The sequence below is a fragment of the Algoriphagus yeomjeoni genome (genome assembly GCF_049821175.1).
GTDB lineage: Bacteria > Bacteroidota > Bacteroidia > Cytophagales > Cyclobacteriaceae > Algoriphagus > Algoriphagus yeomjeoni_A.
Genome location: NZ_CP187512.1, coordinates 4,908,348 through 4,922,387, shown reverse-complemented (window position 1 = coordinate 4,922,387; position 14,040 = coordinate 4,908,348). Strand labels below are relative to the sequence as shown.

The 14,040-nt window shown below is 41.1% G+C and carries 11 protein-coding genes and 2 tRNA genes; 4 read left to right on the top strand and 9 right to left on the bottom strand.

The genetic code is table 11. The annotated features are described in order from the left end of the window. Positions 1–98 precede the first annotated feature (98 nt). On the bottom strand, positions 99–1,103 hold the full coding sequence (gap, locus tag ACPUEN_RS20380; RefSeq protein ID WP_425637753.1) for a type I glyceraldehyde-3-phosphate dehydrogenase: 1,005 nt from the start codon (positions 1,101–1,103) through the stop codon (positions 99–101). Between the two features lie 249 nt (positions 1,104–1,352). Between gap and ACPUEN_RS20375 the strand changes: the two genes are divergently transcribed. Continuing rightward, positions 1,353–2,225 (top strand): S1 family peptidase, encoded by an 873-nt coding sequence (locus tag ACPUEN_RS20375; protein WP_425637752.1) that lies wholly within the window; start codon positions 1,353–1,355, stop codon positions 2,223–2,225. Between the two features lie 122 nt (positions 2,226–2,347). Here the strand turns inward: ACPUEN_RS20375 and ACPUEN_RS20370 are convergent, their stop codons facing one another. The 5 genes from ACPUEN_RS20370 to ACPUEN_RS20350 form a co-directional block, all read right to left on the bottom strand. Continuing rightward, a complete protein-coding gene (locus tag ACPUEN_RS20370; RefSeq protein ID WP_425637751.1) occupies positions 2,348–4,579 on the bottom strand; it encodes an NADP-dependent isocitrate dehydrogenase in 2,232 nt (743 codons plus the stop codon). Positions 4,580–4,768: 189 nt separating this feature from the next. Further along, positions 4,769–5,566, bottom strand: a complete 798-nt coding sequence (locus ACPUEN_RS20365; RefSeq protein ID WP_425637750.1) for an amidohydrolase — start codon at positions 5,564–5,566, stop codon at positions 4,769–4,771. Further along, positions 5,563–6,117: a peptide deformylase gene (gene def, locus ACPUEN_RS20360; RefSeq protein WP_425637749.1), complete on the bottom strand. Its 555-nt coding sequence runs from the start codon at positions 6,115–6,117 to the stop codon at positions 5,563–5,565. Before def ends, ACPUEN_RS20365 begins: the two co-directional genes overlap by 4 nt. Next, on the bottom strand, positions 6,114–6,527 hold the full coding sequence (gene ruvX, locus ACPUEN_RS20355; protein WP_425637748.1) for a Holliday junction resolvase RuvX: 414 nt from the start codon (positions 6,525–6,527) through the stop codon (positions 6,114–6,116). The genes def and ruvX overlap by 4 nt, the downstream gene beginning before the upstream one ends. After that, positions 6,527–7,285 carry a hemerythrin HHE cation-binding protein gene (locus ACPUEN_RS20350; protein ID WP_425637747.1) on the bottom strand — a complete coding sequence of 253 codons (759 nt, stop codon included), beginning with the start codon at positions 7,283–7,285 and terminating at the stop codon, positions 6,527–6,529. Before ACPUEN_RS20350 ends, ruvX begins: the two co-directional genes overlap by 1 nt. Before the next feature lie 169 nt (positions 7,286–7,454). Here ACPUEN_RS20350 and ACPUEN_RS20345 point away from each other — a divergent pair, with 169 nt between their 5' ends. Together ACPUEN_RS20345 and ACPUEN_RS20340 are read left to right on the top strand one after the other, a co-directional pair. Further along, positions 7,455–9,104 carry a S41 family peptidase gene (locus ACPUEN_RS20345; protein ID WP_425637746.1) on the top strand — a complete coding sequence of 550 codons (1,650 nt, stop codon included), beginning with the start codon at positions 7,455–7,457 and terminating at the stop codon, positions 9,102–9,104. Positions 9,105–9,239: 135 nt separating this feature from the next. After that, on the top strand, positions 9,240–9,671 hold the full coding sequence (locus tag ACPUEN_RS20340) for a VOC family protein (protein WP_425637745.1): 432 nt from the start codon (positions 9,240–9,242) through the stop codon (positions 9,669–9,671). Between the two features lie 71 nt (positions 9,672–9,742). Here ACPUEN_RS20340 and ACPUEN_RS20335 read toward each other — a convergent pair whose 3' ends face one another. After that, positions 9,743–11,701, bottom strand: coding sequence for a M1 family metallopeptidase (locus ACPUEN_RS20335; protein ID WP_425637744.1), 1,959 nt, complete (start codon positions 11,699–11,701; stop codon positions 9,743–9,745). 157 nt (positions 11,702–11,858) lie between these two features. Between ACPUEN_RS20335 and ACPUEN_RS20330 the strand changes: the two genes are divergently transcribed. Beyond that, a complete protein-coding gene (locus tag ACPUEN_RS20330; RefSeq protein ID WP_425637743.1) occupies positions 11,859–13,685 on the top strand; it encodes a TonB-dependent receptor plug domain-containing protein in 1,827 nt (608 codons plus the stop codon). A gap of 99 nt (positions 13,686–13,784) precedes the next feature. Here the strand turns inward: ACPUEN_RS20330 and ACPUEN_RS20325 are convergent. Next, positions 13,785–13,859, bottom strand: a tRNA-Val gene (locus ACPUEN_RS20325). 43 nt (positions 13,860–13,902) lie between these two features. Further along, a tRNA-Val gene (locus tag ACPUEN_RS20320) sits at positions 13,903–13,977 on the bottom strand. Between the last annotated feature and the right edge of the window lie 63 nt (positions 13,978–14,040).

The following is a 14,040-nucleotide window of genomic DNA, read 5'->3' as shown; positions in this document are numbered from 1 at the left end:
TAATACAACAGGCTTAGTCCTGATTTTTGTTTTTACTATTAACGAAAAAAGCCGATCCTAAGATCGGCTTTCGTATATATTTTGAGAATTACTTCTCCTTATTTGCTTGCGATGAAGCTTACCAAGTCGATTACTTTGTTAGAGTAACCCCACTCGTTGTCGTACCAAGAAACAACTTTCAAGAACGTGTCAGAAAGCTGGATACCAGCACCTGCATCGAAGATAGAAGTTCTAGGATCTCCAAGGAAATCGTTAGAAACCACCTGATCTTCAGTATATCCAAGAACACCTTTCATAGTAGTCTCAGAAACCTCTTTCATTTTAGCACAAACTTCAGCGTAAGTAGCTGGCTTTTTCAATCTAACTGTCAAATCGACAACAGAAACATCTGGAGTAGGAACTCTGAATGCCATACCTGTCAATTTACCGTTAAGCTCAGGAATTACTTTACCTACTGCTTTAGCAGCTCCAGTAGATGAAGGGATGATGTTTTGACCAGCGCCACGTCCACCTCTCCAGTCCTTCGCAGAAGGTCCGTCAACAGTTTTCTGTGTTGCAGTAGTCGCGTGAACTGTAGTCATCAAGCCTTCCTCGATTCCCCAGTTATCATTCAATACTTTGGCGATTGGTGCCAAACAGTTTGTAGTACAAGACGCGTTAGACACGAAAACCATGTCAGAAGTGTAAGAATCTTCATTCACTCCCATTACGAACATCGGCGTGTCATCTTTAGATGGAGCAGACATTACTACTTTCTTAGCACCTGCATCGATGTGACCTTGAGCAGTTTCTTTAGTCAAGAAAATACCAGTTGATTCGATTACATAATCAGCTCCTACTTCACCCCACTTAAGGTTAGCTGGGCTTTTCTCAGAAGTAACACGAATGCTATTTCCATTCACTACCAATGCGCCGTCTTTTACCTCTACAGTACCTTTGAAGTTACCGTGAGTAGAGTCATACTTAAGCATATATGCCATGTAGTCTACATCGATCAAATCGTTGATCGCTACTACTTGGATATCTTCTCTTTCTTGTGCAACTCTGAACGCCAAACGTCCGATTCTACCGAATCCGTTTATTCCAACTTTAATCTTGCTCATATTTATTTTGATTTGAGTATAGGTTTGATTCCTAAAATTCCCTTTAGCGGGTATGCCACTTTTGGCTAAAAATCCCTGAGGGATGGCTAAGTTATTACATTTATTTGGCTAGCCCAAACTATCTGTTGAGGCTCGTCAAATCTTCTTGTATTCAATCGATTTCGGAGAAAAATAATTCCATAAAAATTCTGAAAAAATGAGTTTCACAATGCTTTTGCCTATTTTGAAGCCTTACTTAAGCAATTTTTGATGTTCGAAAAAGCAATTCTCGAAACTGCCGGCTACACCCGGGCAATTCATTCTATCTCCAGAAATTTTGGAAGCACTCAAATTCAAAGGGGTGCCGCCACACTTTTTTTCGTCAATCAGGAGGGATTTGCCTTGACCTGCAAACATGTAGCGCAATGGCTATCTCAGGCAGATCAAATCAATCAGAAATACAACACATTCCTTCAGCAAGGCAAAGAATTAGGGGGAGGACAGCGTTCTGCTCTAGCCAAAAAACTGGGGTTAAAACCAGATGCAACCTCTGAGATGAGAGTGACCTTTGTAGACTGTGTGGATCAGATCAAAAACATGAAGTTCTTCCTTCACCCGGAATACGACTTGGCCTTGATCAAATTCGAAGGCTTCGAAAAGACCTTATTTACCAATGTCCCAAAATTCAAAAAAGACCATACCGCCATCAACCCCGGTGCGATGCTTTGCAGGCTTGGATTCCCTTTTCCTGAGTTTTCCAATTATCAATTGAATGCGCAGAACCAGTGTTTGGAATGGGCAAATACTGGAAACAAACGATCTCCAAGATTTCCTATTGAAGGGATGCTCACCCGGTTTTTGGGTGATAAAAATGGGAAAGTTTATGGAATGGAGATGAGTACACCTGGACTGAGAGGTCAAAGTGGCGGACCACTTTTCGATGCCACTGGAAAAGTCTGTGGCATGCAAAGCCGCACCAAGCATTTACACTTAGGATTTGACATCGAAGAAAAAGCGATCATCGCCCATGGCAAAGCCAAAAAAGTGAATGACTACGCTTTTATCCACTTGGGTGAATGTATTCACGTCTCCGTGATCAAGGAATTTATGCGTGCGAATGGGGTGAGTTTTGAGGAAGAATGATTGGATTTGGGATGTTTGATTTCGGGAATAGCAAAAAATAGAATTGATAGTACTCTAGCCTCACCTTAATCAAAAAAAGCCACCCGATTCCTCGGATGGCTTTACTTATTTTTAAGCTTCTCTTAAACCAAAGTTATCAAAATATCATTCAACGTAGCGCTTGGTCGCATCGCTTGAGAAGCTAGGGTCGCATCTGGCCTGAAGTATCCACCGATGTTCAACGGAGTACCTTGAGAACCGTTCAGTTCATCCACTATCGTAGCTTCTTGTGCCTCTAGTGCCTGAGCTAATGGAGTGAATTTTGCTTTCAATTCTGCATCCTTACTTTGCTCGGCAAGTGCCTGAGCCCAATAAAGTGCCAAATAGAAATGACTTCCTCTATTATCTAATTTCCCAACTACACGAGCTGGAGACTTATCATTTTCCAAGAATTTACCAGTAGCAAGATCCAATGTCTCGCCTAGCAACAAAGCTTTTTCATTATGGAAAATTCTTCCCAAATGCTCCAAGGAAACAGCCAACGCAAGGAATTCACCGAGAGAATCCCAACGTAAGTGACCTTCTGTCACAAATTGGTCCACGTGTTTAGGTGCAGATCCACCAGCTCCTGTTTCAAACAAACCTCCACCGTTCATCAATGGAACGATAGAAAGCATTTTGGCAGAAGTACCCAATTCCAAAATTGGAAACAAATCTGTCAAGTAATCTCTCAACACATTTCCAGTCACGGAGATAGTATCCAAACCTTCCTTGATTCTAGCCAAAGACAGATTGGTTGCTTCAATCGGAGAAAGGATAGAAATCTCACATCCAGTTTGATCATGGTCAAGTAGATATGTATTTACTTTTTTGATCAATTCCGAGTCATGCGCTCTGTTTGGATCCAACCAGAAGATGGCAGGAGTATCAGAAAGTCTTGCTCTGGTTACTGCCAATTTCACCCAGTCCTGAATCGGTGCATCTTTAGTCTGGCACATTCTCCAGATATCTCCTGCTTCTACATCATGTGAGAAAATCTCGTGATTGTTTTGATCCAATACTTTCACAGTTCCTGCATAAGGAATCTCAAAAGTTTTATCGTGCGAACCATATTCCTCTGCTTTTTGCGCCATCAAGCCTACGTTAGGTACAGAACCCATTGTGGAAGGATCGAATGCTCCATGAGCTTTGCAGAAGTTGATTGTAGCTTCGTATACACCTGCATAAGATCTATCTGGAATAATCGCTTTGGTATCCTGAAGTTTACCAGCCTTGTTCCACATCTGACCAGACGTTCTGATCATTGCTGGCATGGATGCATCGATAATCACATCACTTGGAACGTGAAGGTTGGTGATTCCTTTATCAGAATTTACCATAGCTAAGTCTGGGCTATCGGCAAGACAAGCTGCAATATCAGCTTCCACTTCGGTTCTTTTAGGAATTGAAAGTTTATCCAGATTAGAGATCAAATCTCCAAATCCATTATTCACATCGATTCCTGCTTCATTGAATGTAGCGTTATGCTTCGCAAAAACAGGCTCAAAAAACACCTTCACCGCATGTCCAAAGATGATAGGATCTGACACCTTCATCATCGTTGCTTTCATGTGAATGGAGAAAAGAACCCCTTGCTGCTTTGCTTCAGCTTTAGCTTTTCTAAGAAATGCCGTCAACGCGGAAATACTCATCGTTGAAGCATCAATCACTTCTCCAGCCTGAAGTTTCAAGCCAGATTTAAGGATTTCTTTTTTGCCATCAGCACCATGAAGTTCAATGGAAACCACTGTTGCATCCGCCAAAGTGTGAGATTTTTCACTTCCGTAAAAATCGCCTTCCGTCATACTGTCCACATGTGATTTGGAATCTGCTGACCATTTACCCATGGAATGCGGATGCTTTCTTGCATATGCTTTTACCGCTTGTGGAGCTCTTCTGTCAGAATTACCTTCACGGAGAACTGGGTTGACAGCAGAACCTTTGATTTTATCGTATTTGCCTTTTATGGTCTTTTCTTCTTCAGTTTTTGGTTCCTCTGGATACTCAGGAAGAGCATATCCTTGCGCCTGAAGTTCCTTGATCGCAGCCTTAAGCTGTGGAACGGAAGCAGAGATATTTGGAAGTTTCACAATGTTCGCTTCTGGAGTTTTCGCGATATCACCAAGCTCGGCAAGGGTATCTGGAAGCTGCTGATCAGGAGTTAAAAACTCGGGAAAATTGGAAATAATTCTACCGGAAAGTGAGATATCACGTGTTTCCACCGATACTCCGGCGGACTTAGTGAATGCTTCTACAATTGGTAATAGGGAATACGTGGCCAAAGCTGGTGCTTCGTCAGTCAGCGTATACAGGATTTTTGGAGTTTGGTTACTCATGGTTTTAGGAATTCAAAAAGGCTTGTTTCACCCCGAATCTTCAATCGACCATTTCTTGGTCATTCCATTTAGTATTTAAAATGGTTTGTAAAAAGAGAAACAGGGTCTTAAAATATGAGGGCTAAAATACGGAAAATATCCTTGTTTCAAATTCCACTCGCGTAAAGTACTGAGGGTCTGAAAAAAGGATTACTTGATCAAAAAATTATCCGAATCCATCCAGGCAGGAAACTTCTCCCGATAGGAATCCAGTGCCTCTGCTTCTAAATTAAAAACAGTGATTTTTTCGCCTTCTTCAAGAAACTCCAGTTGATTTCCTTTGAAGTCATATGCAGCAGAATGCCCGTTGTATAGAACTCCATTTCCATCTGCCTCTACCCTATTCACTCCTATAGAATAAGATAAATTCTCGATAGCTCGCGCCGGCAATAGCGCATCCCAAGCTGAAACTCGTGCTGCTGGCCAAGACGCCACATAAAAAATAAGATCGTAGGCTAATTGACCGTCCACCATTCTATTTCTGGAGAAAACAGGGAACCGCAAATCGTAGCAAACTTGAGGACAGATCTTCCAGCCATTCAATTCAAAAATTGGCAGTCTTTCTCCAGCTGAAAAAGATTGGTCCTCATCTGCCATCCGAAAAAGATGGCGCTTATCGTAATGCTGAATCATTCCATCAGGACTTACCCAAAGGAGGCGATTGTAAAACTTCCCCTCCACCTGAATAATGGCGCTTCCAGTAAGCGTGCAATTCTTTTGCGCAGCCATCTGACGCATCCACTTACAGACATTCAGATTCATGGGCTCAGCCAGTTCAGCTGCATCCATGCTAAATCCCGTCGGAAACATTTCCGGTAGGATGATCAAATCCACTCCATTGTCAATCTCCCACATCTTCTCTTCCAGCATCGCCAGATTCGCCACTTTATCTTTCCAATAAAGATTCGTCTGAACTAGCGCTATTTTGAGTTGGGGAGATTTGATCATTTTAGAGGATATATCATTCGGTAATCAGTTGAGATTTTGCCCTTGCTCACATCGATGAGCTTGGATTTCACCAGTCTCTTCTTAAGGCCCTTCAGGTAATCTATAAATAGAACTCCTTCCAAGTGATCATATTCGTGCTGAATCACACGGGCAGTCATACCAGAAAACTCTTCTTCTTTCAAATTCCAGTTTTCATCGTAATATTCAATAGTTAATGTCTCGGGACGTGTTATCTCTGCTCGAACTTCCGGAATACTGAGACAGCCCTCTTCGAAGCTATAATCATCACCATATTCATCCAAGATTATCGGATTGATAAAAGCACGACGAATACCAACTTCCTCATCATCTTCGTCCAGCATCAAACTGCTGTCAATGACAAAAAGGCTTATTCCCTGGTTAATTTGAGGAGCTGCAAGACCTACGCCGCTGGCGTTGTCCATGGTTGCAAACATATTTTTGATCAGCTCATCGAGCTCGGTTCCTTCGGTAATTTCCTCCGCTTCTTTTTTCAGAATTGGGCTACCGTAAGCAACTATAGGGTAAATCATTGTCTCTCTAAATAGGATTGTAGAATAATCGCTGCACTCACCTTGTCCAAGTTTCCAGCTTTTTCTTTTCTGTCTTTCTTTTTACTTCCCATGGTGATCATGCTCTGCATGGCCATTTTAGAAGTGAACCGCTCATCGACGAGTTCTATTTTTTTATCTGGAAAAGCCTTCGAAAGCCTGTCCTTCATTGTAATCACTTTTGGAGTCATATCGTTATCCTGACCATTCAACCGAGTTGGATAGCCAAGAACCAACGTATCTACTTCCTCCTTTTTGCAGTAACTTTTCAGATAATCGAGCAATGTCGAAGTCTCGATAGTTTCTAGTGGATTAGCCAACATTTTCAAGGTATCAGTAACAGCCAAGCCGGTTCTTTTGGTTCCCAGGTCAATTGCGAGTATTCTGGGCATCAGTTTTTTCTGGTTATTTTCTCAAACTGGCGCAAAGCTTCTCTTTCTAGCTCTACCGCTTTTGGAAAAAGAAGCTCGTCTTCAATTTTGGCATGAATTCTAAGCTCCTGCTCGAAATTCTGCAATTCGTGAAAAAGAACTTTCATGGTAAGTGGCGCTTCCTGATCTAAGGAATAATCCGCAGTCAGCTTCCGGATACCTTCCATTTCATCATCATGGATTTCATGCTGATCTGCCAACATGTGAACAGGATCCCTCTTCAAAATCGTAATAGCATCTGGCAAAGAAAAACGATTTTCTTCTATATCCTGAAGCAACTCTATCCTTTTGAAAAGTCTGCTTTCCTCCTCATGAATGTGATGGATAAAATCCTCCACAAAAAGTGGAAACATAATTCGAAGGTCTGCCATCAGGCTAGCGTATTGAGGCTCTGGAACGATCCCAGATATGATATTTGAAAGAAAAGGCAATTCTTGTCTTACAAAGTAGTAGTGCTTTTTCTTAAGGTAGGCCACCAAAACTTCGATGGGATTCAAATAGAGTTCCTCCGTAGTTGGTTCTTTGCGCTGAGCCCATGACTCTAATTCTATAACCAACTGACTGGAATGCACTTTGTGTTTTTTACAAACCATTTCCAGCGACTCCGTTGGGTATTGGTAAAAGCTGATTCCGAAATAATGAAGCACAGATGCAAAGACATAGTTTTCAGAAACTAAATCTCCTACAAGGGCCTTTTCAAAATCACCTTTGGTATGCATGATGCAAAAATAATTTTTTTTAACAGAAAAAAGGGGAATAAATTGAGCCATTATACGATACCCTCGTATAAACATTTGTAACCTTTATCAAAAGTCCCTTCAATAAGAGGTGGAAATTGGGTAATTTACGTTAACAATAAAGAAATATAACCAACTGAAAGAGAAAGTCGTGAGCGAGACAAAAAATACCAAATCCCAAATCAGACTCCCAATCATATTGGCATTAGCCATATCAGCGGGAATATGGATCGGGGCCACTTTTGCTGAGCCAAAAGGAAATCAAAATGATCTAAGAGCTGCTCTTTACAAGCTGCAGGAGATAATGACCTATGTTAACAGAGACTATGTTGACAGCATCAATTCTAACGAGTTGATAGACTATGGCATTAATAAAATGCTGGAGCACTTGGATCCCCACACTAGCTACATCCCTGCAAAGGATGCTTCAATCGTGCAATCTCAACTGGATGGAGAATTCGATGGCATTGGAGTTGAGTTTGGAATCATTCGAGACACCATTTATGTAGTAGCGCCATTGACTGGCGGACCTTCCGAAGCTTTAGGGATTCAATCTGGTGATCAAATCATCAAGGTTGATGGAGAAAACATGGCAGGTGTAGGTGTAACGAACCGAGATGTCTTCGAAAAACTACGTGGACCAAAAGGTTCTGTGGTAGTGGTAGACATGAAGCGAAAAAACCAGAAGGAGCTGATCGAGTACAAGATCACTCGAGATAAAATTCCTCAATACAGCATTAACGCATCTTACATGGTCAATGATGAAATTGGCTATATAAAAGTAACCCGATTTGCTGCCACTACTTATGATGAGTTCAAAGAAGCTGTTTATGACCTGAAAGTAAAAGGCATGAAAAAATTAGTCATAGATCTTCAAGGCAACCCAGGTGGATACATGGGAGCTGCGATTAATATGGCTGATGAACTATTGGGAGGAAAAGCTTTGATCGTTTCACAAGAAGGAAAAGTTGACCAATACAATCAAAAAGCTTTTGCATTCAAACCAGGTTTATTCGAAGAAGGACCAATCATCGTACTTGTGAATGAAGGTTCTGCATCAGCTTCAGAGATTCTTGCCGGAGCAATTCAGGATAATGATAGAGGTTTGATTGTAGGAAGAAGATCCTTTGGAAAGGGTTTAGTACAAATGCCGATAGACTTGTCGGACGGAGCTGAACTAAGATTGACTATTGCAAGATATTATACTCCATCGGGAAGATCTATTCAGAAACCTTACGGAACTGATTATGAAGCTTACGAAAGCGATTTTATGAATCGATACAAGCATGGGGAATTTTTCTCTTCTGATAGTATCAAGTTCAATGACAGCTTGAAATATGAAACGGTAAAAGGACGCACGGTCTATGGCGGCGGAGGCATTATGCCTGACTATTTCGTTCCCTTGGATACTACAATGAATTCTGCTTATGTAAGCAGGCTTTTCAACTCTGATTCGGCAAGAGAATTTGCACTTGACTACGTAAACGAAAACAAGTCTAAATTCGAAGACATGACTTTAGAGCAGTATTATTCCGACTTTACAGTTAGTGATGCAATGCTGAGTGACTTGGTAGAATATGGCAAGAAGAATAAGGTTGACTTTGATGCCGCTGACTTCAATAAATCAAAAGACTATCTCAGAATACTCATGAAAGCACATGTTGGAAGACAGATTTATGATGATAGTGCATTCTACAAAGTGGTGAATGACATCAATGAAGTTTACCTTCAAGCGATCAAGTTATTTGATGAGGCAGAGAAAATAGCTATGGCAACCGATCTTCATGAAGAAGAGGAATAGTAATCCACATTCAGGGATTTATAGTGGAAAGCATCCGACCAGTCGGGTGCTTTCTTTTTTTAACCTTATATTACTTTCAAAACAACTTCAAATCACCTAACATTAGGAATTAAAACACGCCATACTCGCATCCCCATGAAAACCTTATTCACCATCTTACTATTATCAATAACCATGAGCACCTTTGCCCAGATCAAAGTCAACCATATAGCCGTCCATGTCAGCAACCTTGAGGAAAGCAAAGAGTTTTATCAGAAAATAGTAGGCTTGAAGGAAATCGAAGAGCCTTTCAAAGACGGCCTCCATGCTTGGTATGATATAGGAAGTGGAGCTGCTCTTCATATTATTGAAGCTGCAAATGTCCCTACACAAATATCCAAAGTGAATCACCTTTGCTTCAGCATGGAAGACATGGATGCTTTTATCAAAACGTTGGAGAATACCGATTATCCTTTTGAGAGTTGGCTAGGTGAAAAAGGCAAAGTAACCATCCGAGTTGATGGTATTCGACAAATCTACATTCAGGATCCTGATGGCCTTTGGTTGGAAATAAATGATGCTTATTAATTAGTTGGAGCTCATAAAAAAACCCGGACTTTCATCCGGGTTTTTACTTATCTGATTATTTTGATAATTTATTAGTTGTCATAAAGTTTCTGAGGCCAGCTATCATTTCCAAGATTCACATCCGGAAGAAGCTTAGCAGGATCTATAACTACACCCGTTACTTTTTTATCTGTTTTCAGCAAGTAATTCCAAGTATCTCCACGCTGCCAAATCTCTACAGGAAGCATTTTCTGCTCGGTTGAGCCATCATCATAGGTGATCTCCAATAATACTGGCATTGGCATATCGCTCTTATTTGTCAATACTACTACATAGTTACCTGCATAAGGAATTACTGCACTTACACCTAAGTCAATATTTCCTGTGCCGTAGAACCATCCCTGCCAAAACCAAGAAAGGTTCTCACCAGCTACATTTTCCATATGATTGAAAAAATCTGTAGGCTGTGGATGCTTATATGCCCAAGTCTTGATGTAAGATTTAAATGCATTATCAAATCGCTCATGACCAAGAATATATTCGCGAAGCATCAGCAAACCCATTGCAGGTTTGTTGTAGGCTAGCATTCCAAGGTTACCTATGTTCACTACATCTGGATATGTATCAATTCCTTCTCTTGTCTCGCTTGTAAAGAAATTTGTATATCTACGAGTTTCGTTCAAATTTGATGGATACTCTCCATCATTGAAAGCTTGTGTACTGTAATGGTTGATGAACGTGTTGAATCCTTCATCCATCCAAGCGTATCGACGCTCATTAGTTCCCACGATCATAGGGAACCAATTGTGACCAAACTCGTGGTCCGTCACTCCCCAAAGGCCTTCACCTTTGGAATTATAGCTACAGAAATTCAACCCTGGATATTCCATCCCTCCTATATCAGCTGCCACATTGGTCGCGGTTGCATAAGGAAATTCAAACCACTTTTCAGAATAATGCTCTATAGAAGCTTTGCTGTATTCAGTGGATCTTGACCAAGCTTCTTGTCCGTTGGATTCTTTAGGATAAACAGACTGAGCCAAAATTTTCTTTCCGCTAGGAAGATTGATCTTCGCAGCGTCCCAAATAAATGCTTTAGAAGTCGCAAAAGCAATGTCACGGCTATTTTCAATGGCAAAGTGCCAAGTGACAGTTCCGTTCTGCTTAGGTCTAGTCAATTCTGTATTCCCAAGCTCTGCTGCTGAGATCATCATCACAGTAGTATCGCTGACTTTAGCTTTCGCATAGCGATTCTGTAGCTCCTTGCTTAGTACTTCTTTAGGATTCAAAAGCTCACCAGAACCTACCACGATATGGTTATAGGGCACAGTGACTTTGTAATCAAAATCTCCATACTCTAGGTAAAACTCTCCAGCACCCAAGTACGGTTCCACATTCCAGCCTTCGACGTCGTCAAACACAGCAACTTTTGGATACCATTGTGCAAAAGCATAAATCCAACCATCTTCCACCTCAAGTCTTCCCATTCTATCCATTCCTTCAACTGGAACTTTGAAAGAGAAATCCATAGAAACAGTGGCTGTTCCGCCTTTGGCTGGTATTGGCTCATTGAACCAAACCTGCATTCTAGTATCCGAAACAATGTGCTTGGAAGATACTGATCCTTTAGAACCAACTTTAGCTTGAAGATTAGCAATATCATATCCTCCATCCACATCACCGTTGTAGCGGTTGCCTTGGATCGGCGTAGTCAATGTACCTCGTGAATCTTCGGTAAACCTATTCTGCTCCATTTGCATCCAGATGAAATCAAGATTCTCCGGGCTATTATTGGTGTAGGTAAGCGTGATATTACCAGTAAGCGTGTGTAAGGAATCATCCAAGGTCACCGCAATTTGATAATCTGCTTTGTTTTGCCAGTAACCTACATTAGGTTTTCCGGAAGCAGAACGAGTGTACGTACCCTTACGATTGATGAATTCACCAAACTCTTCTTGATTGTTTTCTTTTACTTCCTGAGCAAAAGAACTACTAATTCCTGCGAGCATGGCTCCTCCGAAAAGCAGCTTAATTAAAATTTTCCTACTCATATATATAGTTGTTTTAACCCTAAAAGTAAGAATTGCTAGGTTAAGCTCTAGGATATTTTATACCAGTGCCACTGCTTTAACGAATTTTTAGATATATCTCATTATTGGAAAAAGCATATTTTCATTCCACTTTTGAGTTACTAATTACGATCAACCCATGCAAAAACTAGTACTACTTGTGTCTTCCTTGGCATTATGTTTAACCGTAAATGCCCAAACTGACACGACAACCCAGGATTTAGGTGAAGTTTTGATTCAGGAAAATAGAATCCAGATCCCTTTTTCCAAACAGAGTAGAAATATCTCTTTAGTAAGTAAACTTCAGCTTGAAACAACTCCGGCGAGGAGTTTAGCAGAGGTATTATCCTTTGTGCCTGGTGTGGATATTCGTCAACGAGGAGTAACCGGCGTACAATCTGATGTAAGTATTCGTGGTGGCTCTTTTGAGCAAACGCTAATGCTCTTAAACGGTATTAAACTCAGTGATCCACAAACTGGTCATCACATGATGAATATCCCGGTACCGTTGGTGAATATCGATCGAGTGGAAGTTTTGAAAGGACCTGCATCCAGAGTTTTTGGTCAAAATGCCTACGCAGGAGCAATCAACGTGATTACAGAATTGAGCGATAAAAGGTACGCCAGGGTCAAAGGCTATGCTGGTGATTTCGGTATGAAAGGTATCAACTTTGCAGGCTCACTTCCAATTGGAAACTACAAGCAAAACTTGGCAATTTCCTACGATGATTCAAATGGACATTGGTATAACTCCGACTACCAAGTCAGTAATATATTCTACGAAGGCGGTGTAGAACTCAATGAGAAAAATGAAATAAAAGGAATGATAGCCTATACCGAACGAAGCTTCGGGGCCAATGGCTTTTATTCTAGCGCTTTTCCCGATCAATGGGAAAGTGTGCAAACTACGCTAGCTTCTTTGAGCCATACGCTGACACAAAACAATTTTTACTTAAACACAAGAGCATATTTCAGAAGAAATGCTGACGAATACGTTCTTAGAAGGAATGAACCTTCTTTCTACCAAAACTTCCATACCACGGATGTTTTTGCTTTGGAGGCAAACGGAAAATTTGACACTAAACTTGGTACCACAGGGTTTGGCTTAGAAACTAGAAAGGAAGCGATCGAAAGCACAAACCTTGGCGACCGTGACCGTGTTTTGACAGGGATATTTCTAGAGCAACTGGTAAATCTAGGTTTAAAAGCAGATTTGCGTGCCGGAGTATATTCTAACTACTATTCTGAATATGGCTGGAAGCATTTTCCTGGCGCTGAACTTGGTTTTCAAGCAACAACTGACTTGAGACTTTACTCAGGCTATGGAATCAGCTACCGCATACCTACCTACAATGACTTATACTATGTTGGCCCAACCAATATCGGAAATGATGAACTTCAGCCTGAGCAAGCTCAAAACTTTGAAATTGGAGCTAAATGGTCCAAATCCGGGCTATTCGCTGAGCTAGTTTACTTTAATAGAAGTACTGACAACCTAATTGAGTGGACACGACCTGATGCAGATACTCCTTGGCAGCCACAGAATTTCAGCGAAGTAAAATTCAACGGCATTGAAGCTTCATTGAATTATAGAGTTAGCCAGAATGGCCGGATAGTTCAAATAAAAGAGCTTAATCTTTCCTATAACTACATCAACGCCGACCTGATCAATCAACCAGGTATAGAAACACGATATGCGTTGACAGCTTTGAATAACCAGGCAATTGGTGGAGTGCTTGTTGGGATTGGTCAGAAATTAGAGTGGAACACCAAAATGAGATATGTGGAGCGAATGAATCAAGACCCTTATTTCCTGTTGGATATGCGGGTGGATTACAATAGAACCGGTAAAATCGGATTCTTCGCAGAAGCTTCTAATATCACAGATACAGATTACATAGAAGCTGGAACTGTGCAGATGCCTGGCCGTTGGTTCAGGGCTGGCTTTATGTTGAATTTCGAATAATGGCACTATTTTCCTAAGCGAAAAAAGACTGCTTCAGAAGAATTGAAGCAGTCTTTTTTGGACAAAAAAAATCCCGAATAAGCTATCCGGGATTGAATGTGGGAGTTGAGGGATTCGAACCCCCGACCCTCTGCTTGTAAGGCAGATGCTCTGAACCAACTGAGCTAAACTCCCAAGAAATATAATTTACTCACTTTTGAGCTTTGAAAATAAGATGTGGGAGTTGAGGGATTCGAACCCCCGACCCTCTGCTTGTAAGGCAGATGCTCTGAACCAACTGAGCTAAACTCCCATCTTTGTATCCCTTTCCGTTCGTAAGGGAATGCAAAGGTAATTTCTATTTCCTCTTAAGCAA

Bases quoted from the DNA above. Each gene is read 5' to 3' on its own strand.
- gap (WP_425637753.1), bottom strand. From the start codon at position 1,103: ATGAGCAAGATTAAAGTTGGAATAAACGGATTCGGTAGAATCGGACGT.
- ACPUEN_RS20375 (WP_425637752.1), top strand. From the start codon at position 1,353: ATGTTCGAAAAAGCAATTCTCGAAACTGCCGGCTACACCCGGGCAATT.
- ACPUEN_RS20370 (WP_425637751.1), bottom strand. From the start codon at position 4,579: ATGAGTAACCAAACTCCAAAAATCCTGTATACGCTGACTGACGAAGCA.
- ACPUEN_RS20365 (WP_425637750.1), bottom strand. From the start codon at position 5,566: ATGATCAAATCTCCCCAACTCAAAATAGCGCTAGTTCAGACGAATCTT.
- def (WP_425637749.1), bottom strand. From the start codon at position 6,117: ATGATTTACCCTATAGTTGCTTACGGTAGCCCAATTCTGAAAAAAGAA.
- ruvX (WP_425637748.1), bottom strand. From the start codon at position 6,527: ATGCCCAGAATACTCGCAATTGACCTGGGAACCAAAAGAACCGGCTTG.
- ACPUEN_RS20350 (WP_425637747.1), bottom strand. From the start codon at position 7,285: ATGCATACCAAAGGTGATTTTGAAAAGGCCCTTGTAGGAGATTTAGTT.
- ACPUEN_RS20340 (WP_425637745.1), top strand. From the start codon at position 9,240: ATGAAAACCTTATTCACCATCTTACTATTATCAATAACCATGAGCACC.
- ACPUEN_RS20335 (WP_425637744.1), bottom strand. From the start codon at position 11,701: ATGAGTAGGAAAATTTTAATTAAGCTGCTTTTCGGAGGAGCCATGCTC.
- ACPUEN_RS20330 (WP_425637743.1), top strand. From the start codon at position 11,859: ATGCAAAAACTAGTACTACTTGTGTCTTCCTTGGCATTATGTTTAACC.